Origin of the sequence: Chitinophaga filiformis, from assembly GCF_900102545.1 — a bacterium.
Taxonomy (GTDB): Bacteria; Bacteroidota; Bacteroidia; order Chitinophagales; family Chitinophagaceae; genus Chitinophaga; species Chitinophaga filiformis.
In genome coordinates this window covers 764,527-788,941 of sequence record NZ_FNBN01000002.1, presented here as the reverse complement: position 1 = coordinate 788,941, position 24,415 = coordinate 764,527, and the positions used below count along the sequence as shown (strand labels likewise).

General features: G+C 45.9%; 20 protein-coding genes. 17 read left to right on the top strand and 3 right to left on the bottom strand.

Annotation, left to right across the window (positions count from 1 at the left end; all coding sequences use genetic code 11):
• Positions 1-8 precede the first annotated feature (8 nt).
• The 17 genes from wecB (BLR32_RS09660) (at position 9) to BLR32_RS09580 (ending at position 21,989) form a co-directional block, all read left to right on the top strand.
• Positions 9-1,199, top strand: coding sequence for a non-hydrolyzing UDP-N-acetylglucosamine 2-epimerase (gene wecB, locus BLR32_RS09660; RefSeq protein ID WP_089831048.1), 1,191 nt, complete (start codon positions 9-11; stop codon positions 1,197-1,199).
• Positions 1,196-2,713 carry an oligosaccharide flippase family protein gene (locus BLR32_RS09655; protein WP_089831046.1) on the top strand — a complete coding sequence of 506 codons (1,518 nt, stop codon included), beginning with the start codon at positions 1,196-1,198 and terminating at the stop codon, positions 2,711-2,713. The genes wecB (BLR32_RS09660) and BLR32_RS09655 overlap by 4 nt, the downstream gene beginning before the upstream one ends.
• A 160-nt stretch (positions 2,714-2,873) precedes the next feature.
• Positions 2,874-4,004 carry a polysaccharide pyruvyl transferase family protein gene (locus tag BLR32_RS09650; RefSeq protein ID WP_176842222.1) on the top strand — a complete coding sequence of 377 codons (1,131 nt, stop codon included), beginning with the start codon at positions 2,874-2,876 and terminating at the stop codon, positions 4,002-4,004.
• A gap of 53 nt (positions 4,005-4,057) precedes the next feature.
• Entirely contained in the window at positions 4,058-5,164 is a 1,107-nt protein-coding gene (locus BLR32_RS09645; protein WP_143011416.1) for a glycosyltransferase family protein, read from the top strand.
• Positions 5,161-5,694 carry an acyltransferase gene (locus BLR32_RS09640; protein ID WP_089831041.1) on the top strand — a complete coding sequence of 178 codons (534 nt, stop codon included), beginning with the start codon at positions 5,161-5,163 and terminating at the stop codon, positions 5,692-5,694. Before BLR32_RS09645 ends, BLR32_RS09640 begins: the two co-directional genes overlap by 4 nt.
• The gene (locus BLR32_RS09635) at positions 5,691-6,911 is read left to right on the top strand and encodes an O-antigen ligase family protein (protein ID WP_143011415.1); all 1,221 of its coding nucleotides are present in this window, start codon (positions 5,691-5,693) and stop codon (positions 6,909-6,911) included. Before BLR32_RS09640 ends, BLR32_RS09635 begins: the two co-directional genes overlap by 4 nt.
• Entirely contained in the window at positions 6,898-8,040 is a 1,143-nt protein-coding gene (locus tag BLR32_RS09630; protein ID WP_176842221.1) for a glycosyltransferase, read from the top strand. Before BLR32_RS09635 ends, BLR32_RS09630 begins: the two co-directional genes overlap by 14 nt.
• Before the next feature lie 15 nt (positions 8,041-8,055).
• Positions 8,056-9,048: a glycosyltransferase gene (locus BLR32_RS09625; RefSeq protein WP_089831035.1), complete on the top strand. Its 993-nt coding sequence runs from the start codon at positions 8,056-8,058 to the stop codon at positions 9,046-9,048.
• A 3-nt stretch (positions 9,049-9,051) separates the two neighbouring features.
• On the top strand, positions 9,052-11,241 hold the full coding sequence (locus BLR32_RS09620; protein ID WP_089831033.1) for a bi-domain-containing oxidoreductase: 2,190 nt from the start codon (positions 9,052-9,054) through the stop codon (positions 11,239-11,241).
• A 10-nt stretch (positions 11,242-11,251) separates the two neighbouring features.
• Positions 11,252-12,370 carry a non-hydrolyzing UDP-N-acetylglucosamine 2-epimerase gene (gene wecB, locus BLR32_RS09615; protein ID WP_089831031.1) on the top strand — a complete coding sequence of 373 codons (1,119 nt, stop codon included), beginning with the start codon at positions 11,252-11,254 and terminating at the stop codon, positions 12,368-12,370.
• Complete coding sequence (locus BLR32_RS09610) at positions 12,367-14,262, top strand: alginate lyase family protein (protein ID WP_089831029.1); 1,896 nt, start codon at positions 12,367-12,369, stop codon at positions 14,260-14,262. Before wecB (BLR32_RS09615) ends, BLR32_RS09610 begins: the two co-directional genes overlap by 4 nt.
• A 2-nt stretch (positions 14,263-14,264) precedes the next feature.
• Complete coding sequence (locus BLR32_RS09605) at positions 14,265-15,530, top strand: glycosyltransferase family 4 protein (RefSeq protein WP_089831027.1); 1,266 nt, start codon at positions 14,265-14,267, stop codon at positions 15,528-15,530.
• Complete coding sequence (locus tag BLR32_RS09600) at positions 15,517-16,134, top strand: sugar transferase (protein WP_089831025.1); 618 nt, start codon at positions 15,517-15,519, stop codon at positions 16,132-16,134. Before BLR32_RS09605 ends, BLR32_RS09600 begins: the two co-directional genes overlap by 14 nt.
• 29 nt (positions 16,135-16,163) lie before the next feature.
• On the top strand, positions 16,164-17,306 hold the full coding sequence (locus tag BLR32_RS09595) for a DegT/DnrJ/EryC1/StrS family aminotransferase (protein ID WP_143011414.1): 1,143 nt from the start codon (positions 16,164-16,166) through the stop codon (positions 17,304-17,306).
• A 50-nt stretch (positions 17,307-17,356) separates the two neighbouring features.
• A complete protein-coding gene (locus tag BLR32_RS09590) occupies positions 17,357-19,117 on the top strand; it encodes a DUF4838 domain-containing protein (protein ID WP_089831023.1) in 1,761 nt (586 codons plus the stop codon).
• A gap of 173 nt (positions 19,118-19,290) precedes the next feature.
• Positions 19,291-20,925: a T9SS type B sorting domain-containing protein gene (locus BLR32_RS09585; RefSeq protein ID WP_089831020.1), complete on the top strand. Its 1,635-nt coding sequence runs from the start codon at positions 19,291-19,293 to the stop codon at positions 20,923-20,925.
• Between the two features lie 182 nt (positions 20,926-21,107).
• Positions 21,108-21,989 carry an FkbM family methyltransferase gene (locus BLR32_RS09580; protein WP_218124167.1) on the top strand — a complete coding sequence of 294 codons (882 nt, stop codon included), beginning with the start codon at positions 21,108-21,110 and terminating at the stop codon, positions 21,987-21,989.
• A 69-nt stretch (positions 21,990-22,058) separates the two neighbouring features.
• Here the strand turns inward: BLR32_RS09580 and BLR32_RS09575 are convergent, their stop codons facing one another.
• From BLR32_RS09575 to BLR32_RS09565, 3 genes are all read right to left on the bottom strand, one after another.
• Positions 22,059-22,691: a class I SAM-dependent methyltransferase gene (locus BLR32_RS09575; RefSeq protein WP_089831017.1), complete on the bottom strand. Its 633-nt coding sequence runs from the start codon at positions 22,689-22,691 to the stop codon at positions 22,059-22,061.
• A complete protein-coding gene (locus BLR32_RS09570; RefSeq protein ID WP_089831015.1) occupies positions 22,642-23,559 on the bottom strand; it encodes a polysaccharide deacetylase family protein in 918 nt (305 codons plus the stop codon). The genes BLR32_RS09575 and BLR32_RS09570 overlap by 50 nt, the downstream gene beginning before the upstream one ends.
• Before the next feature lie 426 nt (positions 23,560-23,985).
• A complete protein-coding gene (locus BLR32_RS09565; RefSeq protein WP_089831013.1) occupies positions 23,986-24,333 on the bottom strand; it encodes an SWIB/MDM2 domain-containing protein in 348 nt (115 codons plus the stop codon).
• Positions 24,334-24,415: the final 82 nt, after the last annotated feature.

Below are 24,415 nucleotides of genomic sequence, written 5' to 3'. Positions count from 1 at the left end.
AAGCATGTATGACGAAGAAAAAAGTATTGGTTGTTTTTGGCACAAGACCCGAAGCCATAAAAATGGCTCCACTGGTAAAAAGATTAATGAGCCATCCGGAGGCATTTGAAGCGATCGTTTGTGTAACAGGGCAGCATCGTGAGATGCTGGACCAGGTGCTGCGGATATTTGATATCACACCTGATTACGATTTGAATATCATGAAACAGGGACAGGACCTGACGGATGTAACCATCCGGGTGCTGGAAGGCATGAGAGGCGTGCTTAATGAGGTAAGTCCCGACATTGTACTGGTACACGGCGATACGACTACGTCCACTGCTGCTGCACTGGCTGCCTTCTATAAGCAGATCCCGGTAGCGCATGTGGAGGCAGGTCTGAGAACACATAATATCTACAGTCCCTGGCCGGAAGAAATGAACCGGAACCTTACAGGACGACTGGCTACCTATCATTTCGCACCAACGGAGACGGCCCGGCAAAACCTCCTGAAAGAAGGGATACCGGATAGCCGGATCTGTGTAACCGGCAATACCGTGATTGATGCCCTCTACATGGTATTGAACAGGGTGCAGACAGACGGCGTACTGAAACAGGAGACGGAATGCGAGCTGGCGAAGATGGGTATTTCTGCTGAACTGATCAATGAATGGCAGCAGAAAAATGGTAGCGCCGGCAGAAGGATGATCCTGATAACCGGGCACCGCCGTGAGAATTTCGGAGATGGTTTCCTCAATATCTGCAACGCTATCAAAGAGCTGGCAGAGAAACATACAGATGTTGACTTTATCTATCCTGTACATCTTAATCCGAATGTACGGAAACCGGTAGCAGATGTACTGATGAATGAGCGCCTGCCCAATGTATTTATTATTGAGCCACTTGACTACCTGCCTTTTATCTACCTGATGAACCGCAGTTATCTTATTCTCACAGATAGCGGAGGTATCCAGGAAGAGGCGCCGGGACTGGGAAAACCGGTACTGGTGATGAGGCATACCACTGAACGGCCTGAAGCGGTAGCGGCAGGAACAGTATCGCTGGTAGGTACAGACAAGGCTAAAATATATAAGTACGTGGATAGTCTTCTTACCGACCGGCAGGCATATGAAAGTATGTCCAATGCTGTAAATCCCTATGGGGATGGTAAGTCGTGTGAGAGGATTGTAGCGCATATAAATGAATTGCAGGCAATATGAACCGCAGCATACTAATATCGAGGGTTGCAGGTATTTTACCACAGAAGGCCACCGGTTTTATCAGGGGAAACCTGAGCTCGGACCTGGCCAGGAAAGTGTCTTCAGGTATCATATGGAGTTTCATTGGCACTATCGGCTCAAGATTACTGATCTTCCTGACATATGTGGCTATTGCCAGGATACTGAAGAAACAAGGCTTTGGTGAGCTGGGAATGATCAGGTCTACAGTAGATATGTTTTCTACATTCGCCGGGCTGGGATTAGGTGTAACGGCTACAAAGTTTGTTTCTGAGTTTAGTATAAAAGATAAGATCAAGGCCGGACGTATTATCCGGATGTCGTATCTGATCTCCTGGGTAACGGGTATTGTGGTGGCTGGGCTGATCTTTATTTATGCAGAGCCATTGGCATCTGTTTCTTTGAAATCAACAGAATTGATCCGGGATCTGCAGTTTGGTGGATTGGCCATCCTGTTTTACTCTGTAAACGGGGTACAGAATGGTATCCTGCTTGGATTGGAGAAGTTTAAAAGTATTTCAAGGATCAACCTGATAGGAGGCCTGATCAATATTCCGGTTGCCATCTCGCTATCATTGTTCTTTGGTGTGGCGGGGGCTGTCATTGCTTTGGCCAGTAATGCCATTGTGATCTGCGTCATTGGCTTTGTTGAAGTGAGAAAGGCGGCTGGCGCCTATGGTATCAATGTAAATGAAACAGGGTTTACGAAGGAACTGAATGTGCTGTTTTCCTATAGTCTGCCGGCTGTATTGAGTGGCGGACTGGTGCTGCCGGTGAACTGGTTTTGTAATGCCTTCCTGGTTGACCTGCCCAATGGTTATCAGCAGCTGGGTATCTATAATGCGGCCCTGAATATTATGCTGGTAGTAACAGTGATCAATGGTATGATAGGGCAGGCATTTTTACCTTATGTGGTAAAGAACCTGGAGAATACGAATAAGAAATTTGAAATGGCCAACAATTACCTGCCATGGATTGTTGGCATTTTTATATCACTCCCTTTTATGTTCGTTCCCGAATTGGGTAACCTGCTGTTTGGGCGTGATTATGCCGGTGATATGTTAAAGAGCTCCATTGTACTGGTGATGTTCACGACCGTCATTGTTGCACACCGCCAGGGTATAGCGCGGAACTTTACGGCAAGAGGGTATATGTGGTGGAGCCTGATCACGAATGTGGTGTGGGGCGTGACGGCCCTGGTCAGCATGCACTTTTTAAAACAATACGGCGCTATCGGACGTTCCGGTGCTTATGCTATTGCCTATTTTCTGAACACGCTTGTGTTCATCCCATTTTATACCTCCAGGAAATTGTGTGAAAAGGACTTTGTGTGGTCCTTCGAAAGTATATCCATATGGCTGCTGATACTGTTTTCTGCAGCGCTGATGATTTTTGCGGAGATCGCGATTGCACTAAGAATTTTCATATTGCTGCTTGTACTGGGAGCAATTGTTTTTTTACTGATCAGGACATTTAAACGTCTTACCACTCAGTAATAAAAACAGCTAGCTGGGATTAATTAAACGATGCCAATCAGAAAGAGTAGATCAACCTAATGCTGAACAGAGGGACCTGTGTTTAAAAGTAAACCTGTGCTCGAAGAAGGCCTGATTGGCTGGAAGGCCTTTATTAAACATGTTTGTTAATTGTTGTACTATGGGAAAGACTGTAGTTGTAAAAGGTGCATATGGAGAAGCGAACTTTGGAGATGATGCTTTGATGTGTACTATTGAGAACTTTTTTCTAAGAAACGACCTGTGTGTGAACGTTGATTTTTGTGGCAGTTCAAGTGATTACTGCCAACGGTTATTGAAGAAGTCTGGTTATGTGGATGTAAATGATAACAAAAAAGCCGCCGCCGACGTATTGATCTACGGAGGAGGCACACAGTTCTTTTTATTCAACTCCAATAAAGGAGGGTTTTATTTGAAACTCTTCTGGAAGTTGCTGACCGACGATCCTGGACTACTGGTGAGAAAGATCAGGAGTAAGTTTTCCCGGAAACAGCCGGTGCCTGCAAAGAAATCGGTAGGCCTCGGACTGGGACTTGGTCCGTTCAACCCGGAGAATGACAAGATAGAAAAGGTGAAATCATTGGTAGGGCAGATGGACATGTTATATGTAAGGGATGCCACCTCGCTGTCTTATTGCAAGGACTGGGGTTATGATGGTGTGAATGAGGGCGCAGATATATGTTATTCGAGCTTTCTGAATTATGATAAAGCTGTTCAGCGAAATGGAACAGAGTACCATAAGGAACAAAAACGGAAGAAGATAGGGGTGATCGTAAGAGACTGGAAATATGAGAATGGAGGAAACGACTACCAGGATACATTGCTGAGGATGATTGAAGAACACAGAGAATCTGATTATGAGTTCACGTTCATCATTTTTTCTACACTGCGCGATGTGGAATGGAGGAAGATCATTAATGAAGGGGGGTATCCCGTTCTGGAATGGGACCCCTTCAAAAGCGGTATAGAACAGTTTATGGATACGCTGAATGGCTTTGACGGGTTTATTACAGCGCGTTATCATGGCGGAGTGATGGGGTCGGTGTTAAACAAACCAGTTGTGTGTATAGCCATTGAGCCGAAGCTGAGTATACTGTCGGAACAGATCAATGGTTTCAGGCTCTGGGATATGCCATTCAGGCACTCCGATCTGAAACAGGCGATGAGGGTATTTGAGGAAAGTGATTTTGACTGTTCTGACTCTGTGAAATCATTAAGGAAAAAAGCAGACGCGATGTTTGATTCCTTACATCAGTATTTATGTGAGCTGTAAATGTATGTTAATGAAAACCCGCAATAATAAGCGAATAAACTAACCAATCATAAATGAAAGTTGAGAAGTCATATAAGTCGGCTATTATCGTGTGTAAGTGCAATCCATCATTTGTCCCTCCGGTGCTGAACGTTGTGCTCGGGCTTTCAAAGCTGTATGAGAACGTAAAGCTGATCTGCGGCGATATCAGTAAGGAGAGTGAGGCTTTCCTTTTTGGGGAATGCAAAAATCTCTCAATAGAGAATCTCCGGCTGCAGAGCAGGGGAGGCTCCAAGATTTTAGCTGTTTATTACTTCAGGAAGAAAGTATTTCAGCTTGTCAATGAAACGCCCCATGATCTTTTATGGGTCGCCACAGGAGATACTGCTGTGGGCCTGGGGGCAAAACTAAAGGGCTACCGGTTCGTTATGTGCCTGTTGGAACTGTATGATGCGGTGCCTGTTTATAATTTTTTATTGAAGCGTCTCTCCCGGTATGCATATAAGATTGTAACGGCAGAGTATAACAGGTCTGCCATCCTGAGGGTGAGATGGAAGCTGAAAAATACACCTGATGTATTGCCCAATAAGCCCTACTTTAAGCCAATAGAAGGGGCGGGTATCAATGGGTCTAACGGTCCGCTGGTACAGAAGGTAAGAGATGAGATCAGTAAGGGCAAGAAGATTGTGCTTTACCAGGGCATCATTACTCATTACCGCAGGCTGGATACCATTGCCAGGGCCACATTTGAGGATGATGCAAAGTTCGTATTCCTGATAGTGGGAAAGGACTTTGATTACATAGACACGTTAAAAGGGATCAATCCCAATATCATTCATATTCCTTTTATCGATGCGCCTTTACACCTGGAGATCACGAAGCTGGCAGATATAGGCATTGTAGTGTATGACTTTATTGACCTGAATAATATTTACTGTGCACCGAATAAGATATGGGAGTATGCGATGTTTTCAAAGCCCATGTTGTGTAATGACATACCTGGACTGAAATATACGGTGGAGCATTACAGGGCGGGCCTTTGTACTGATTTCAACTGTGTAGATGCCGTGAAGGACACAATGGGAAGGATATTCTCTGATTATGGCGCGTATGCTTCCAATGCGGGGACGTTCTATAACAGCGTTGACCTGGATTCAATTATAAAAAACATTGTAAGATGAGCCTGAAACCTGGCAGATTGTTTATTATTAATAAAATGGTCCGTGCTTTACCCGGTACGCGGATGTTTGGACTGAAAAGAAAGCTGCTGGCATTTGCAGGCGCCAGGCTTGGCGCGAATGTGAGATTTATGGCGCTGAAGGTAATGGGGCCGTTTGATCTGCAGGTGGGCGATAATACATTCATCGGTGAAGATACTTTCCTGGTAGGCGCTATTGACAGCCGTATCAGGATAGGACGGGACTGTGATATTTCCTCCAGGGTCACTATCGTTACGGGTACGCACGAGCTGAACCCGGAGGGAGATAAAATGGCAGGTGAAGGATTCGGTAAGGACATCGTGATCGGCAATGGGGTATGGGTCGGTATCGGCTCTATCATACTGGGAGGGGTTACCATTGGCAACCGGGCTATCATCGGCGCGGGATCCGTGGTTACAAAGGATGTTCCGGACTATTGTGTGGCTGCAGGCAATCCGGCCAGAATTATTAAGAAATATGACAACGTATTGAAGATATGGGAAAAAGCATGAGTATACGAGGCTTCGTGAAGAAAGGGATCAATGTAGTGTTCATCCTGTTCATCGTCCTGAACTTCGCATTAAAGTATGCCCATCTCAGCTTTCTGAATGGAGATGTTCTCCTGGTGCCCGTAATGGCCGGGCTTGTCCTGTTCCTTTTCTTTCTGAAAAGGGAGAAGCTATTTTCGCTGTTCATTCAATTCAGACTGTTTGCAGCGCTGACATTATTGCTTACGGTGTACTACATCTTCCTGGACCCCCTGAAAGATGAGTCCCTGGTGTACCTGGTATCCAAAGTATTGTTGTTCCTGATGTTTGCACTATTTATGGCGCTAAACACAGACGAATATAAACTTAAGTGTTTAAAAGGGTTGGCCATATTGATCATTATGGGTCTGGTTTATGGCTCTTTTTCGCAAACGGTGGATTCCGAGACGCTCAGGCTGAGCTTTGGATTTACGAATGCGAATAGCGCCGGTACATTATCCGCTATTGCGTTTGGGATCATCATACAGAATAAATTTTTAAAAAAGATCATTGCTATACCGGTGATGATATACCTGACCTATGTTATTTTGATGACGGGGTCGAGGGCAGCGCTTGTAGTATATGTAATTGCATGGTTCTTCTCAGATCTGAGAAAGGTGCCGGCATATAAGTATGTGTTGCTGGCGATACCACTGCTGATAATACTGCCCTATGTCATTTCCTATTTCTCCGGTATGGATTCCAATAACGCCATCACCAGGCTGCTGACAGGCATCACCGGAAAGGAAAGTATGTTCCGTAACAGGGAGCATGCATTTGGATGGGGAATGAAAACCTTCCAGGATGAACTGATGAGAGGACATGGTCTGGCACGGTATGGCTGGACCGACCCGCGGTTCAGCGGCGATAATATCACCAGTAATCCGCATAATGGTTATCTCGGGCTGGGTATTATGGTCGGGGCCTTATTCGCAGCCATTTTTATCATCATACTGTTCTGGAACTGTATAACGTATATCATTGATTTCTTTAAGTACAAAAAGGAAGAAATGCGCACTTATCAGTTTATCATGGTCAGTATACTGATAACAGCGTTTGTGGAGTCTTACCTGATCGGGATCAATGAAATGATGACAAGCTTGTTTTGGTGTTGCGTTGCCAATATCCAGTTTGATTACTATATAAAATCACGTGTTGAATTGCATGCCGGACAAAATAGTTATGCCCATGTCTACGAATAGAAAGTTTGTTTTCTGGCAGAATATGGTGAGTGTGCACCAGTCATGCTTCCTCCATTGTCTTTCACTGAAGAAGGATGTGGAGGTGGTACTTGTCACGGTGGTAGAGATAGAAGAAAAACGGAAAAAAATGGGCTGGACCATTCCGGATATGGGCCGGGTAAAACTGATCGTATCGCCGGATCAGGCAACGATCGACGATATTATCGCGGCATCAGACGAAAACACCTATCATATTTTTAGTGGTTTTGACAGTGAACCGCTTTTCCGGAATGCCTTTGCCTGGCTGACAAGTCACCGGCATAACCTGGGTATTATGGCTGAACCATACAGCTGGCTGGGACTGAAAGGTAAGGTCAGGTATCTGCGCAGCATCTATCACCGGATGCGGTATGGGAGGATGTTTGACTTCATTCTCGCCATAGGCAGCAAAGGAATGGAAGTATACAGCAAGGCAGGATATAAGAAAGACAAGCTTTTTGAGTGGGGATACTTTGTGCAGTCTACACCGCCTGCAACGGCAGATGAGTATGGACCTTTTAAGGTCATGTATGCTGGAGGACTGGTGGCTAATAAAGGCATACATACCCTTATCAGGGCATGGTCGAACGTAAAAAGTAGTGAGGGGGAATTGAACATTATAGGGGATGGCCCGGAAGCGCCTATGTTAAAAGACCTGGCGAATGAGTTGTCCTTGTCGAATGTGAAGTTCTCCGGTTTCCAGGATAATGTGACGGTGAGAAAACTCATGGGCCAGCATGATCTCTTTGTGCTGCCCAGTATCCTGAAAGAAGGCTGGGGCGCTGTGATCAATGAAGCGCTGCAACAGGGCACACCTGTTATCTGTACAGATCATTGCGGGGCTTCGGTATTACTGGGAGACCACAATTTCAGTACAGTGATCAGGGCCGGGGATATCGGCCACCTGTCGGAAGAGTTGAGCAGGCGGATGAAGGCCGGGAAAGTGCCTGCAGGGTCAAGGGAAAAGATCCGGCGCTGGTCTGAATGCCTGTCGGGCGAGCATGCAGCAGATTATTTCCTGGATATCATGCATTGTGTGTATGAGAAAGGGGCGGCGCCATTGGCGCCCTGGAGAAAATGGAAGAGAAGGGGAACGCTTGTTGACGGTTAAAAATAACAGAGACAAATGATATTACTTGACGCGGTGTATATTAATAATAGCGGAGGAAAGGTCTTACTGGATTATCTCGTAGCGGAGATCAGCAGTGCAGGGCTCGACTGTTTTTATCTGTTCGATGCCAGATGCATAGGAGATTACGGGTTTATAGCAGAAGACCGTAGAACTTTTATGAAAGGATCGCTGATAGAAAGACACCGGTTTTACAAGCAACACGGTAAACGATTTGACAAGGTACTTTGTTTTGGTAATCTACCGCCAACTGTACGATTAAAAGCAAAGGTCTTTACTTATTTCCACAATGTTTCGCTTTTCAGTTATCCGGCTAACTACGGTTTCAAAGAGAAAACACTGAAAAAGATCAAGGGAAAACTCATCACTTTTTTAAGCGGTAATACAGATTATTTCATCGTTCAGACGAATGAAGTAAAAGCCCTGTTACAGCAACAGGGCGTGAATGCAGGTAAGGTGATCGTGGCGCCATTCTATCACGTGGCAGGGTGTAATGGTAATGGCAGCAGAAGGGAATCTTTTGTATTCATCAGCAATGGCAATACGCATAAGAATCATAAGAACCTGCTGCAGGCCTGGCGCATGCTGGCAGAGAAAAGTATGTTCCCTGAACTGCATTTAACAGTTACCGACAATTACGGTGAGTTGGTCAATACCATCGAGGAGTACAGGAAGGACGGACTGAAGGTGGTCAACCATGGGTTTGTAAATGCCTATGATCTGTATGGCCAGCATAAGTACCTGGTGTATCCTTCTCTTTGCGAAAGCTTTGGATTAGGCCTGATCGAGGCCGTGAAATGTGGCTGTGATGTTGTGGCATCTGATTTGCCTTACGTGTTTGAAGTAGTTAATCCGACACTCGTATTTGATCCTATGGAGCCACGGTCAATAGCCGATAGCATAGAAAAGATACTGAAAGGCGATCAGCTTAAATCAACAACACTCGTAGTAGAAAATAAGATCAAAGAAATTGTAGATTATTTAAAATAGCGTATGAAACAACTGATTCAATCCTTCAAGACAGGTGAAACCATTCTGGAAGAAGTCCCTGCTCCGCAGGTGGCAAGAGGACAGGTACTGATAAGGACAACAAGAAGTCTTGTTTCACTTGGTACGGAGAGAATGCTGGTGGAATTTGGCAAGGCGAATCTTGTTCAGAAGGCCAGGCAACAACCTGAGAGGGTAAAGGAGGTGTTGGACAAGATCAAAACGGAAGGACTGATGCCGACACTGGAAGCGGTATTTAACAAACTGGCCCAGCCGCTTCCGCTGGGATATTGTAATGTGGGAAAGGTAATCGCTGTCGGAGAAGGTGTCAGCGAATTTAAAGTGGGCGACAGGGTGGCTTCTAATGGCCCGCATGCAGAGATCGTATCTGTACCACAGAACCTGGTAGCGGCTATACCTGCGAACGTGTCGGATGACGAGGCGGCATTCACTGTTATCGGCTCTATCGGTTTGCAGGGTATCCGGCTTTGTAATCCCACACTGGGAGAAACGATCGTGGTAACAGGGCTGGGCCTGATAGGCATGATCACTGCTGAACTGCTGCTGGCCAACGGTTGCCGGGTAATAGGGATTGACCTGGATGCAGAGAAGATTGCGCTCGCAAGAAAGAAAGGTATCATCGGGATCAATCCTGCGGATGGAGCAGATGTTGTTAAATCAGTACTGGATGAAACGCTGGGCAGAGGGGCAGATGGTGTGATCATCACTGCGTCTGCAAAAACAAATGAGATCATTTCACAGGCCGCCAGGATGAGCCGCAAACGGGGAAGGATCATATTGGTAGGGGTAATAGAACTGAACATCAGCAGGGCCGAATTCTATGAGAAGGAACTCACCTTCCAGGTATCGTGTTCCTACGGGCCGGGACGCTATGATGAAGAGTACGAACAGCGGGGAATAGACTATCCGCTGCCTTTTGTGAGATGGACAGAGAAAAGGAACTTTGAAGCCGTATTGCAGGCTGTTGCTTCCCGTAAACTGGATGTGGCGTCGCTGATCTCTGAAAGAATACCGCTCGCGGAATATGACCGCGTATATGGCAGCATCGGTAAGAGCCGCGCTATTGCATCTATCCTGGTGTATAAGGAAGACGCCGATCTTCAGCATACCGTACGTGTAGTCCCCGCTACTTCTTTTGCAGGAAAAAAAGGTGTATGGGGAATCATCGGCGCCGGCAATTTTACAAAGATGACCATGCTGCCGGCGCTGGATAAAGCAAAAGCAGATATCAAGTATATCGCCAGTGCAGGCGGTATTACGGGCACCGCGCTGGCAAAGAAGCATAAAATAGCGCTTAGCACAACAGATTACCAGGAGATATTAAGAGACCGGGAGACAGATGGTGTGATGATCACTACTCGTCACAATACACACGCCTCCATGGTGCTGAAAGCCCTGGCGGCAGGCAAACATGTGTTTGTGGAAAAACCACTGGCACTGAATGAAGATGAACTGGAACAGATCATCGATGCCTATGACGGCTCAGTGACATTGACAGTAGGGTTTAACCGCCGCTTTTCTCCTCATGTGCAGAAGGTAAAACAACTGGTAGGGAATACCCCGATGAATGTTATTGCCACCATGAATGCCGGCTTCGTTCCTCCTAATGTATGGGTACACGATATGAAGGTAGGAGGTGGGCGCATTGTTGGAGAGGCCTGCCATTTTATTGATCTGATTACCTATCTGACAGGCAGTAAGGTAACAGCAGTCTGTATGAATGCGATGGGTGTAAATCCGTCGGAAAATGCGGATAACTGCTCCATACTGCTGCAGTATGAGAACGGTTCTACAGGTGTGATCAACTACTTCTCCAACGGATCAAAAGCTTATCCGAAGGAAAGAATTGAAGTGTATTCGCAGGACAGGACTGCCGTTATCGATAACTATAAACAAACCACCGGCTATGGCTTCAAAGGATTTTCAAAACTGAAGACAACGATGGACAAGGGGCATAAAGCACAGTTCCAGGCGTTGATCAGCAGCATTAAAAATGGCGGAGCGCCCCTGATACCGTTTGATGAGATCATCAATACTACCAGGGCCAGTTTTGCAGCCATTAAAAGCCTGCAGCAGAATGGATGGGTGAGACTGGACCAGACAAGGGTAGCAGCACCGGTTGTTGCTGAACCGGTGGAAGCACTCAATGGACAGAACGTTGTAAATCTGATTTAAACATTACTGAATGAAAATAACGCTTATTGCCGGAGCCAGGCCTAACTTTATGAAGATCGCGCCCATTATTGCCGCCATCAGAGACAAGCAGCAACAGGGATATGAGATCAATTACCGGCTGGTACATACAGGTCAGCATTATGATAAGAACATGAGCCAGTCTTTTTTTGAGCAGCTCAACATACCGGAACCACATGTAAACCTGGAAGCAGGTGGTGGTTCCCAGGCAGAGCAGACGGCCAATATCATGGTGCGTTTTGAAAAAGAACTGATTGAACATCGCCCTGACCTGGTATTGGTAGTGGGCGACGTTACCTCCACACTGGCCTGTTCCATTGTGGCCAAAAAGCTGATGGTAAAAGTAGCACATGTAGAAGCAGGTATCAGATCAGGTGATATTACCATGCCGGAAGAGATCAACCGTATGGTGACAGACTCCATCACTGATTATTTCTTCACTACATCCGACATCGCAAATGCCAATCTGCGAAAGGAAGGCAAGGAGGATGATCAGATCATCTTCGTAGGCAATACGATGATCGATACCCTGCTGAAACAACGGAGTCGTTTTACAGCGCCTGCCATCTTTGAAACAGCCGGATTAAAACCACAGGGTTACCTGGTGATGACGCTACACCGCCCTGCCAATGTGGATGTGCAGGAAAACCTCTCGTTGCTGATCAGCGAGATCATGAACAACAGTAATGGACTGCCGGTAGTATTCCCTGTACATCCCCGCACAGCAAAGAATCTCGAGAGCAGCCGCTTGTCATACCCTAATCTCCACCTGGTGGAGCCATTGGGATACCTGGAGTTTAATTACCTGGTGGAAAATGCAAAAGCTGTTATTACAGATTCCGGCGGTATTACAGAGGAGACAACAGTAATGGGCGTGCCCTGCATGACCCTGAGAGATAGCACTGAGCGGCCGGAAACATGTACACTGGGTACAAATGAATTACTGGGCACAGATCCTCACGCAATAAAACCTGCGATGGAAAGATTATTCAGAGGAGAGTGGAAGAAAGGAAGTATCCCTCCTTTATGGGATGGGCATGCAGCCGAAAGGATCATTGAAAGTCTGATGGAAATATTTGCTGTTACAGAAAAATATAGTCCTGCGGTATGAGTAGCTGGAAGACGTTGCAGAAAGGTATGAAAGTGGCGCATAACATGGGCTGGAGATATATTGCTTTCCGGTCTGTGTATGAACTCAACAGGAGGACAGGAAGGCTTAAAAAGCGTTTTCCCGGTACTCCGGCTAAGGTGAGGTACCTGTCGCTGGACACCTGGAAGAACCAATCTGTAAAGTTCTTTTTCGGCAGCAGGGAAGAGCTGAGCATTCTCCGTAATCCTGAGACAGCACTTGCTACCCGTTATAAAGAGATAAAGGCCGGTAAACTGCCTTTCTTCAACGGCAAGGTGATTGACCTGGGTATTGACAGTGACTGGATGAGGAATCCGGATAGTGGGTTTGTGTATGACCGCGATAAACACTGGACGGAGATAGAAGATTATTCAAAGAAAGCCGGCGATATCAAGTTCGTATGGGAAAGGGCGAGGTTTGCCTACCTGTATGATATCATCCGGTATGATTATCATTTTAAGGAGGATTGCGCCGCTTTTGTGCTGAATAATATCCTTTCCTGGATAAAGGCAAATAAGGTGAATTGCGGGCCTCATTATAAGTGTAGTCAGGAGATAAGTCTGCGGGTGCTGAACTGGACCTTTGCCTTGTACTATTACCGCAATTCTGTACACCTCACAGAACAGGTGTTTGAAGAGATCCAGCATGCTATTTATTGGCAGCTGCATCATGTGTATGAGAACATTCACTTCTCCCGGATCGCTGTAAGAAATAATCATGCGATTACAGAAACGCTGGCACTTTACCTGGGAGGTTTGTTATATCCTGCATTCCCGAATGCAGCCACCTGGAAAGAAAAGGGCCGGAAATGGCTGATACAGGAGATCGGGTACCAGATCTATCCTGATGGCACTTATCTCCAGTTTTCAATGAACTACCATCGCGTGGTGGTACAACTCTTAACATGGGGTCTCCGCCTGTCGGAGCTGAATGGAGAAAGCTTCCCTGCTGTTGTAACAGAACGTGCAACGAAGTCGCTTGAATTCCTGCGCTCATGCATGAACGACAGCAATGGCTGGTTGCCCAACTATGGGGCAAATGACGGCGCACTTTTCTTCCGGCTGAATAATCAGCATTACCGCGATTACCGGCCGCAGTTACAGGCGCTGGCAGCAATGCTGGATGTTGATGCGGCAATACCGGAGATCTATGAGGATGTATACTGGTATGGTAAGCTGCCTGCTGAAACAGCCACTGTTCCAAAGGAATACCGTGGTGTGTTCAGCTATCCTGATGGCGGTTATTACGTGTGTCGCGAGCAGGATACCATTACCTTCCTGCGTTGCGGTAGTCACCGCGACAGACCTTCGCAGGCGGATAATCTTCATCTTGACATCTGGTATAAGGGAGAGAACATCCTGATGGATGCCGGCAGTTATAAGTACAATACCAATGAACAAACGTTACGGTATTTCGTGGGAACAGCTTCCCATAATACCGTGATGCTGGACGACTACGACCAGATGGAGAAAGGTCCGCGGTTTATCTGGTATAACTGGACACAGTGCAAAAATGCGGCCTTGTATGAAACAAGGGATGAGTATATCTGGGAAGGGACCATTTCTGCCTTTCAGCATGCAGGACCTGATATTACTCACCGGCGTGTGGTGAAAAAGAAAAAGAATGAGCCCTTCTGGCAGGTGGAAGATTATATCATGAACAAGCCACCACAATTGAAGATGCGTCAGCTATGGCATACGGCATTGCCAAAAGCGATTGCCTGGAAATCCAGAGACCTCAGGGGAAATATGCTGAAGGCAGAGGAAAGGACGGGGGCTTATTCTTCGCTGTATGGCGTGAGAGAAGAGAGCCGGGAGTTCGTATTTACCACAGACCAGTATGCAATCATCACAGAGATAAGTTTAAACAGATAGATATGAAGATCTTACTGATTCACCAGTATTTTTTAGAAGAAGATGATCCGGGGGGATCCCGGTGGAATGAAATAACAAAGACATGGACTGAACAGGGCCATCATGTAACAGTGCTGGCAGGGATGATGCATGCCAACGGATCGGAGAAACGTGCTGAATACAAGAAGAAATATTTCGTAAAGAAACAACAGGGAGAAGTAACGGTGTGGAGATGTCATGTGTCAGAGTCTTACAATCGTAACTTCCTGGGACGTTTATGGGGATATTTCTGTTTTATGTTCTCGTCACTATGGGCGGGACTGTTTAAGGTAAAAGGAGAATTTGATGTAGCGATCGTTACCTCACCGCCTCTGTTTGTTGGCTTCTCGGGGTATGTGTTGTCCAGGGCGAAACGAGTGCCTTTCCTATTTGAAGTAAGGGATCTGTGGCCCGAATCGGCTATTGATTCAGGTGTGCTTAAAAATAAAATGATCATAAAGCTGGCCTGCTGGTTTGAGGGTTTCATCTACCGGAAGGCATCACTGATCAATGTACTGACCCCCGCATTTTACAATACGTTAAGGGATAAAAAGAATGTGCCTGAAGAGAAGCTGATCTTTATTCCCAATGCGGCAGACTTTAGCCTGTCAGACAATCTGCTGGATACATTCGACCGGGATGCATTCCGTGATGAGCATCGTCTGAATGGTCATTTTGTGATCACATATGTTGGCGCTCATGGCGTTGCCAATGACCTGGAACAGATACTGAAAGCAGGTAAGCAACTCGAGGATACGCCTGTGCTGTTCCTGCTGATAGGCCAGGGAATGGATAAAAAACGCCTGCAGCAGGTAGCGGAGGAAATGAAGGTGACGAATGTTCGCTTTCTTGATCCGGTACCTAAACGCGAGGTGTTTAAGTATATACTGGCGTCTGAAATGGGGGCGTCTGTGTTGAAGAAAGCAGATACTTTCAAAACAGTTTATTCCAATAAGACGTTTGATTATATGGCTTGTAAAAAGCCGATCCTGATGGCTATTGATGGTGTATCCCGGGAACTGGTGGAAACAGCGAAAGCAGGCGCCTTTGTGGAGCCTGAGAATATTGCTGAGTACAACCGTATTATCAGGGAATACCTGTTGCAGCCCGACAGGATTGTGAGAGAAGGAGAGAGCGGCTTTGCCTATGCGAAACAGAATTTCGACAGGCAGGTATTGGCATTACGGTATATTGATCTCATCCAACAGAAAATACTAAAAACAGGCAGTTTAAGCAATGCAGTTGTATAGTAAGATGATTAAGCCCTTACTGGATTGTTCAATAGCGCTTTTTGCGTTATTGCTGTTATCACCCGTATTTATCGTACTTACTATATTCCTCTACGCAGCCAATGAGGGGAAGCCTTTCTTTCTTCAGCCAAGACCGGGAAAGAATGGACGGATCTTCAGAGTGATCAAGTTTAAGACGATGAATGACAAAAGGGGCGTTGACGGACAGTTACTGCCTGATGAAGTGAGGTTGACCCCGGTGGGCAAATTTGTAAGAAAGACCTCCCTGGATGAAATTCCCCAGTTACTGAATGTGCTGAAAGGAGATATGAGCCTGGTGGGTCCCCGCCCCTTGCTGGTAGAATATCTGCCATTGTATAATGATGAGCAGCGAAAACGGCATGATGTAAGACCCGGTATTACAGGATGGGCACAGGTAAATGGAAGGAATGCCATCAGCTGGCGGGAGAAGTTTGCATACGACGTGTGGTATGTCGATAATATCAGCTTTCCCCTGGATCTGAAAATCCTTTGGATGACTGTTCAGAAAGTGATACAATCGGAAGGGGTAAGTTCCGCGTCATCAGTTACGATGGAGAAGTTTACAGGCAACGATGCACATTAATGAGATTAAAACTTTTAAAAGATACAAGCGTGAATACAAAAATATGGTTATCGTCTCCTCATATGGGAAACAGGGAGCAGGAATATGTTCGTGATGCATTTGAGACTAACTGGATAGCTCCTTTAGGGCCTCATGTGGATGGATTTGAACGTGACCTAGCCGCTTATACCGGTGCAGGGCACGTAGCTGCATTGTCATCGGGAACTGCGGCTTTACACCTGGCGCTTATCCTGCTGGGAGTGGAAAGAGGCGATGAAGTGATCTGTCAGAGTATGACATTCTCCGCCTCAGCCAATCCTATCGTTTACCAGGGAGCGACGCCTGTATTTGTAGATAGTGAGACAGATACCTGGAATATGGATCCTGTTTTACTGGAAGAAGCGATTAAGGACAGGATAGCCAGGGGGACGAAACCCAGGGCGATCATCCCGGTACACCTGTATGGTATGCCGGCAAAGATGGATGAAATCATGGCCATTGCAGCGGCATATGATATTCCCGTAGTTGAGGATGCGGCAGAGGCACTGGGATCTTCCTACAGAGATCGGGCTTGCGGAACATTCGGTCAGCTGGGAATACTCAGCTTTAATGGCAATAAGATCATTACGACCAGTGGCGGTGGCGCACTGACGGGAAATGACGAGCAGCTCATCAGGAAAGCACGCTTCCTGGCTACGCAGGCAAGGGATGCAGCACCGCATTATCAGCATAGCCAGATAGGATATAATTACCGGATGAGCAATGTATGCGCGGGCATAGGAAGAGGGCAGATGGAAGTGCTTAATGAACGTGTCGCACAGAGAAGAGCAAACTATGAATATTACTTAAATCAGCTGGGCGATCTTCCGGGCATTACTTTTGTTATGGAACCGGAGGGATTTTATTCCAACAGGTGGCTGACTACAATACTCGTCAATCCGGCCGAAAGTAACGGGGTTACCAGGGAAGACCTGAGAATTGCGCTGGAGAAAGAGAATATAGAGTCAAGGCCTGTATGGAAGCCGATGCATCTGCAACCGGTATTTGATACTGCGCCTGCTTATGTAAATGGTACCGCAGAAAAACTGTTTGACCAGGGGCTTTGTCTGCCCAGCGGATCAAACCTTACTCAAAGTGACCTCGACAGGGTAATTAATATATTCAATGAAGTAATGCAGCCACAGAAGGTTTAAAGGGGATAGATGCCGGATAAAGATGTGGTTGCGTTATAAAAAACGTGAACATGAAAAAGGCATTTTTATTACTGGCAGTATTATCGAATGCTATTGCCAGCTGCGCACAGGGGATTGTTCTTGTGAAAAACAATGCAGCTGTATCAGGAATCGTTATCGCAAAAGACGCCAGCGACCAGGTACAGTTTGCGGCAAAGATGTTACAGCAATACCTGCAAAAGAGCACCGGCGCTACCCTGCCTATCAGGAACTCCGCGCAGGGAACGTCTAACCTGTATGTTGGCAAAGGCGCTTATACCCGTATTGGCAATGTAGATCTGGATGAAGATGGATTCCTCCTGCAGTCGGATGGGAATAATTTTGTTATTCTCGGTGGCAGCGACTGGGGAACAGAATTCGGCGTATATGATTTCCTGGAAAGATTCGTCGGTGTAAGATGGCTGATACCAACGGATGTGGGCATTGTGATCCCGAAACTGAGTACCCTGCAGGTGCCCACTGTTAAGATTGTCGAAAATCCCGTTTATTTATCACGCGCAATATCTCCCATCTGGATAGATAAAAATACCATTCCCATGAATCAATGGGGTCGGTTTAACAGGCTGAGAAGCAGGGTGGACGCTTCTCATAATCTGCGGAACCTTTTCCCGCCGGAGAAGTTCGCCAGGTCCAATCCTGAATTTTATCCGCAGGTAAAGGGAAAGAGAATGCTGCCGCAGAGCAATAATGATCAGGGCTGGCAGCCTGATTTTACTGCTAACGGTATTGCGGATGCCGCGTCGAAACAGATTGTCAGCTGGTTTGATCAGCATAAGGACGCAACGAATTACTCTCTCGGTATTAACGACTCCCAGAACTTTAGTGAATCGGGCAGTAACAATCTCCGGAGCCTGGGATTTAAAAATGTACTGGGATTTTCCAATTTTTCTGATCAGTATTATGCCTGGGCCAATGATGTGGTGAATAAGGTCAGGAAGGTGTATCCCGGTAAGAAATACCCCGTGCTTGCCTATACTTCCGTGGCAGAACCTCCTTCAGATAGAAAAGTGGATAAGGACATCATTCCTTTCATTGCGATGGAAAGACTGCGTTGGGGCGCCAGTCCGGTGAAAAAGACAGATCAGGACCTCACGGAACGTTGGGCACAGGCAGCACAGTCATTGGGCTGGTATGACTATGTGTATGGCTTTACCTATCTGTTGCCGAGGGTCTGGTTTCATACGATGCAGGAATACCTCGCATGGGGTAGTGCTCATAAGGTAAAGTATTATTACGGTGAACTATACCCTAACTGGGGTGAAGGGCCTAAAGCCTGGGTCATGGCTAAATTGTTATGGAACCCGAACCAGGACGTGGACAAACTGCTGGATGACTGGTACAGGAATGCTGCCGGCAAACAGGGAGGGCCTAAACTGAAGGCTTATTATGCGATATGGGAGAAGTTCTGGTCGCAGGATATATTCGCCAACGGTGGTAATGCAGGTATTCACGCCAAAATCGTATTTTTTGATCCGTCTTATTTACTGCAGGTACCGGATGATTATCTGACCCAATCCGATAAACTGCTGGCAGATGCTGCAAAGCTGGCGGAAACAGATCAGCAGAGACAGCTGGTATCAAGACTGACGCAGATGTGGACTATTTACAGAGCCTCCGTAGTGGCGTATAAGAAATATAAACAAGGCGGGAAGAACTCTCCCGAGGGACAACAAAGACTACAATTACTGCAATCTTTAAAAAGCGACCTCCTCTATTCGCTGCCGGCTAATTCTATTCTTTCAAGAGCCACAGTAGCGGGTAACGACTGGTAATATCTCTCAAAGAAGTTGAGATTCCATTGTTCATGTATTGTAAATTTTAAAAATATTTATTAGCTCAGCAGGAGTATTATATAGTAACTTTTGTATATTTGATTCAGACTATTATTCCAGACTAATTTATCATTTTACTGCGTTTAAGCAGTAAGAGCCTATCCTATGAACCTATGAAAATCATTGTCCGTCCATCCCGGCAATGGAATATCGTGCGCGCATGCCACTCATTCTTTGTTGGAGGAAACCGATTAACCTGTACCGGTCTGAAATTGCTCTTTTGTTTAGTTACTGCCGGTATCTCAACCCGCCCTGTAACAGCACAGGATATACCACTTGTCAATCCATCACTGGAAGATAAGCCCAAGGATAATAAAGCGCCTGCAGGCTGGGTAATCGCCGCACAAACGCCAGATGTGCAACCAGGCATGTACAAGGTAAATGTGCCGCCTACTGACGGGAAGTCCTATGTAGGGTTACACAGCGGACCCGGATACCTGGAAGGTATTGCGCAGAAACTGACGGCTCCCATGCTGGCAGGAAGATCTTATAATATGTCCTTAGATCTTGCCTATTACGCTGCTTATGTTTACAAAGGATGTTATGGGAATGTATCAATATACGGAGGAAATACGCCGGGAGATACGGCAGAGCTGTTGTGGAACTCCAGGGAATTCTATCATACCAGCTGGAAGCGTTATTCCGCGAATCTGAACCCTTCGGCTGAATATAAATACCTGTCTGTTTATGCCACAGTATCATCCGCCGCATGCGACAGCAAATATGGTGTGGTGGCGCTGATAGATAATTTATCTCCACAGCTAAGCACTGCACCACAGATCAGTATTGCTGCAACAAATACCTGCAAGGGTGGAAATACCGGAAATATATCAGTGAAGGTGATTACCGGAACAGGGCCTTTTACCTATGAATGGTTGCCGGGAGGGGAAACAACGAGCTCTTTATCACATCTGGCTGCGGGCGATTACCAGGTGACAGTAACAGCAAAAAGCGGGATGAAAATCTCAGGTAAAGTGACTATTGCTGAATCTGACCTGGCAAGTTCCTTTACGGTGACAGACGCGCTGTGTAATGGAGATGATCAGCATAGTTTAAAGATCAATACTACAGGCGGACAGCCGCCATACCGTTACTATTTAAATAACACGGTGCATAGCGTCAGCACTGCAGACTTTGATCATTTGCCGGCAGGCAATTATTATGTGAAAGTGGAAGATGAAAATGGTTGTTACAACAGGCTGGAAGATATCCGCATTACTGATCCGCCTCCATTTTTCCTGCAGGATGTTTCGATAAAGAATACCAGCTGCAGCAGTGTGCATGATGGCAGGATCATACTTACGCCTGCGGGTGGAACACCGCCTTATACGTATAGTATCCCTGCGAATAATGTTACGCAGTCAGACAGCATACTACAACAGCTGGAGGCGGGCTGGTACCGCTATACAGTGTCTGACAGTCATGGTTGCACGGTAGAAGGGCAGACAGGTATTGAAATGGAATTGAGGGATTGTGCGGTATATATTCCCACGGCTTTCAGTCCGAACAGAGACGGCATCAATGATGTATTCAAAGTAAAAGTACACGACGCAGTTACAGGATTCAGACTGGCTGTATACGGACGCTGGGGAAATCTCATATTTGAATCGAATAACCCCGAGATGGGCTGGGATGGGGCACAGAAAGGCAGTTATTTACCGGCAGGCAGTTATGTATGGGCATTGACATATATTGATAGCAAGGGGCAGCCAATGAAACAACAGGGCAGCCTGGTATTGGTCAGATAAACAATTGTAAGGCAGACTGTTGAGCCGGAAAAAATTTTCCGGCTCGGAAATTTATCGTAGTTTGAAGACGGAATGCAATTTTTCTAAGAGAGTAATGAATGCCTCCTGCAAGTGAACCACACAAGAGAGGATTGTTATATTTTGTCTTTACCCCGTATAAACTCCATAACAGAACCAATCCCATGAGTCTTCTTAACACGTTGAAATTTCTGGCTAATCACCCCTTGAATACAGATCGTAAGCTCCAGACGATATGCCGTTTTATTGGCTGGCAGATATCTTCAAGGCTGACGCCGTATCCTGTCATTTACCCCTTCACTGTAAAATCGAAATTGATTATACAGAAAGGAATGTGCGGGGCCACAGGCAATTTATACTGTGGTTTGCATGAATTCCAGGACATGAGCTTTTTACTGCATTTATTAAGGGCGGGAGATCTCTTTGTAGATGTAGGCGCCAATGTAGGAGGATATACCGTATTGGCTTCCGCTCATGTAGAAGCAGAGACGATCGCCATTGAGCCGGCTCCTTCCACTTATGCAAAGTTGCAGGCGAATATCCGCATCAATGATATGTGCGACAGGGTCCATGCACTTAACATCGCATTGGGATCAACAGCGGGCGTAGTGAATTTCACGACTTCACTGGATACTACCAATCACGTGGTGGTTGGAAATGAGGCCGCAGACACCGTCGAGATCAGTATAGACACGCTCGATAATGTGCTGGAACATCAATCTCCTATCCTGCTAAAAATTGATGTGGAAGGATTTGAAACGGAGGTGCTGAAAGGCGCAAAAGAAACATTGCAGAATGAAAGCCTGAAAGGTATCATTATTGAGTTAAACGGTTTGAGTGAGCGCTATGGAGTGGAGAACAGGAAGAATCATGAGGCGCTGCTGGGATATGGATTCCTTCCTTATACGTATGATCCGTTTAAGAAAGTACTTAGCAAATGCGACACCTTTGGCGATTTAAATACCATCTACATCAGGGATGTAGATTTTGTAAAAGACAGATTAAAAACTGCTGATAAGGTATATCTCAGGAATCAGGCCATCTGATGATACTGGCAGATAGCATTAAAGCCCGCCAGCTTATACCTGGCGGGCCTTTATATGGAATATCGGATCTTATTTTTTCCTGGCAATGGTTACCCAGCCGGCATTGGTGGTAACCATCTCAATGTTTTTAATGTTACAGCTGGCGTGCAGATCCCGTATACTTTTTTCACTGTAATGGTAAACAGAACAGGTATAACGATACCGGCGGAGCGCCATTCTGAGACCGTTCTTTGGCCAGGACACTACAAATGCCTTATTGGTAACGGCATCCATTCTCTTTATAAATGAACGGGCATCTTCAATATAATCTAATACGCCTGCTGCTACTGACACATCAAAGGTCTGGTTGTCCAGATCATGCTTCATGAAATCGCCTTCGATAAATTTGCAACGATTGGAAACACCCTCTGCGGCAGCATGTTTTCTTGCATATTCATTCATCGATTCTGCAAAATCAATTCCCAGCAGGAAGGAAGCATCTGAGTTTTTCAACCAGGTCACACTGTTTACTCCCGGGCCGGAACCAATATCTAATACAGTGGGTTGATTGTATTCCTGTATTGTTTTCAGCGCAACAGCCGTACGGGTGTAAACTGCCTGCCTGAACATCTTGTCGAAAAGGGATGGTTTTTTGTAATAATTGGCAAATAGATCACTGCGGACATCCCAGTACTGTTGGGCTGTGTGTACGTGTTTTGACATGCTCAGCTTTTTTTAAACAGGTAATGAAATTATAACTTTGAAGTAAAGAACTTATTTTCGGCCGAATGGAACTCCTGAACAGGTTCCAGCGCATATTGGTAAGAAATGTTTTGGCTTTGGAGTAACTGGTACCTGGGGGATAATTTTCCCTGCAATTTATATGCCGCGTGTCAAATTCGTAGGGGTGCAGATATAACATTACATGCTGCTGCCTGTTGTTCAGTTCTCTGAAAACGCGGTCTAAATAAAATTTAGGGAAAAGCCTCATATAACCACCACCGGCTACCGGTATTTTCTTACTGTTCCAGTCTATCACCGTCAGGGGTAATTCAACGAGCGATTTTCCATTCGGCAGGTGATAAAGCATATCATTCGTATTGAAATTGGCTATGCCATACCGTTTTAGTTTGATGGGGAAGATACTGCTGTCATAGATGAGGCCTAGTTCAGACAGTATTTCCAGTACATACAGATTACTTTCATCAATGGAAAAGTATGGCGCCCTGTAACCATATACGGGCGCTCCAATAATATCGGTTATCAGTTTGTAGGAATCTGACAGGTCTTTGTACGCCTCGGCTTTGCTAAGGCTACGCATGTTCATATGATGCTGACCATGCATGGCAATTTCATGTCCCTGGCTGGCGATCTTCATAACCAGGTCGGGCCGGTATTGCGCCAGCATACCAAGGATAAAGAAAGTAGCTTTCTGGTTTGTCTGGGATAAAATGTCAAGAATAATGTTCGTTTGTCTGTCAATCGTTTTAAGCGGTCGTGTGACCAGTGAGCAATGATCTCTGCACAATAACTGTCCAAAGTCCTCCCAGTCGATGGAGAGTGTAAACGTGGGGATACAGCTGTTCTTCATAATATTTTGAGGTTGTGTGGAATGATAAATATTACGTGCTGATTCAGGATACGGTGTATGATGGTACTGATCGCTCTTGTTTTTTTAGGTTTTTGGTGTTACAAATAAGGTTTGATAAACGCAATAAAGTTGATGCCTGCAAAGGAAATTTTTTTTTCTTAGAAATAAGTTAATGCCATGTTAATGAGTAAATAGAAAAGTGCACTGGGCATGTGACTGTAGGAGTGGGGCGCATATTGGTATAGGCTCATCTGTAAAACAGGGCGTGAAAATCGGCAGATGGTCTGTGATGGGAAGCGGGAACAGTGGTGATAAGCGATGTGCCCGACAATGGGTTGTTGCCCACACAACAGTGTGCAGGTAACAACCCATTAAAACAACAAGGAACCCTCGTATTAATAAATTAATAAGATAAGGGGTTGACGATTATTTCACGTGCTGATTCATTTCTTTCGCCAGTTCAAACATGGAGATCTGGCTTTTGCCGTTGAAAACCTTCTTCAGTTTATCGTCAGCATTGATCAGACGTTTATTCTGCGCATCCTGCAGATTGTGTTCCTTGATATAATCCCAGATCTTTTTAGTCATTTCAGTTCTGGGCAGCGGATCATTTCCAATAACAGCTGCTAATTCAGGGCTGGGCGTCAAAGGCGCTTTAAGACCTTTACCGCCGGTTTCCTTGGCTGGTTTCTTAGCCGCAGATTCCTTAGCCGGTGCTGCTTTTGTTGTGTTCTTCGCTGCTGGTTTTGCTGTTGTTTGTTTTGAAGTAGGCATTTGTAAACCTTTTTTATGATTGTAATAAATATGGCAACCCCAAATACTATGCCCCAATTGATAAGGCTGAAAGATAATGGCA